The organism is Planktothrix sp. FACHB-1355 (assembly GCF_014748295.1).
GTDB classification, from domain to species: domain Bacteria; phylum Cyanobacteriota; class Cyanobacteriia; order Cyanobacteriales; family Aerosakkonemataceae; genus Aerosakkonema; species Aerosakkonema funiforme_A.
Window position 1 is genome coordinate 1 of sequence record NZ_JACJUP010001306.1, and the last position, 1,799, is coordinate 1,799.

1 protein-coding gene is annotated in these 1,799 nt (G+C 42.4%); it reads right to left on the reverse strand.

What is annotated here, in order from left to right; genetic code table 11:
- The coding region (locus H6S82_RS31825; protein ID WP_191057392.1) for an AAA family ATPase at positions 1 to 1,799 on the reverse strand (1,799 nt) is incomplete at both ends.

Here is a 1,799-nt window from a genome sequence, read left to right on the forward strand (position 1 = left end):
CTGTTTTTCAACTAATTCAACTCGTTCTCCCAACCAAAACATATGAGAGCAATAGTTATTAATACAATAGCAAGCAAACTCTAAATCACCAGTTTCCAATCCACTTTGAAAACCCTGCAAAAACGGGGTAATAGTTTCCTTAGTATGCTCTTTCCAAGGTCTGATAAAAAGGTTAAATAGGTTATAGACTTTAGATTGAAGTTCTCTGGCATCAAATCTCTGTAACAGCCTCAAAGCTAGTTGCCCAGACTTGTATCCGGCATCCACTTTACCTATTATCGCACACAAGATCATGCCATAAAAAGCATAGGAAACAGCAGCTTGTGCCGAACAGCCGTGTTCGATACAAAAATTGACTTGAGTCAATACCAGCAGCGGCAAAATTTCTGGCTTTGCCATAGTAGCAGGAGCGACAACGCTTATGAGTAGGCGCAGAGTTGCTAGGTGATAGGGATCTGTCATAGCGGGAAGATTTTCTAAGTCTTCCAGTTCAGGCAAATCAACCACCCAACGATCGCTACTCGGCGGACTTGATAGACTAACACCTAGCATCTCCAGTGCTTGCAAGCCAGTATTCATGGCTGTAAGCATCTGGTTTTGAGCCATGTAAAACTGTATTTGGATCTCGTAGACTTTGATTTTATCGAGCAGGTTAGTGGCCTGTTGTAAAATGGTGTCAGCTAAAGTAGCCGATCGCTCAAAGTTAATATTCAAATATTCTACTTCTGCTGCTTCTAAATATAGATTCAATGTCAACTCGTAGTGACTTTGCCAACTATCTGCGCCCAGCAGTTCTAGCCCAACATTTAAATACCTGATAGCTGGTTCGTAAGCTGTCGCCGCCTTCGCTTTCTGACCCGCAATAAAATTTAACTCAGCCAACTCATATTTTTCTTCTTCACAGGCGATTAAGTCTGTCCCGAAATTCAGTTGGTTAACTAAAGCAAAAATATTTTCTTTCCGTTCTTCTGGATTAGTATTTTTCAGCAGCAGTTGGCCAATTTTGAGATGGGTTTCTTTTTTCCGCTCTTCGGGAATCAGAGAATAGGCTGCTTGCTGCACGCGATCGTGCAAAAATTTGTAGCTAACCTTCACACGATCGAACGTTAAAGCCGCCCCGCTGTCTTCTTCAAGTAACAGCGGTATTTTGTAGGCATTGCTAAGAGGTAAAATCAACCCGGCTTGCAGCGCTTCCCATAAATCGGCAGCTGTAGCTGACTGACATTTTTCATTGACAATTGCCAAAACGTCTAAGTTAAATTGATTGCCAACACAGGCAGCTAATTTTAAGACAGTTTGCGTCTCCTCCGACAGTTTCTGAATATTTTTAGCGATTAATTCGACTACGTTATAATCGGTGATACCGATCGCTTGAATCTGGGCGATATCCCACTGCCACATCCCGCTACTAAAATCAAAGTTTAATAACTTTTCCTGGTAAAGCGAGGTGAGCATCTGAGTCAAAAAGAAGGGATTGCCTTGAGTTTTGTTGTAAACTAAATCGGCTAGCGGCTGGGATCTGTGGGTGCGATCGCCAAGCGTATCCGCTACTAATTGGCTGGCATTTTCCATATTCAAAGGGCGCAAGATAATATTATTGACGATCGCACCAGCTTTGAGAATTTCCTCTAAAGTCAGCATCAATGGATGAGTCGCGCTGACTTCGTTATCTCGATACGCTCCCATCAGCAACAAATATTTGCTATCCGGATTCGTCATTAGCACCTGAATCAATTTCAGAGATGCTGAATCCGCCCATTGTAAATCATCTAAAAATAGGACGAGGGGATGTTCTGGTT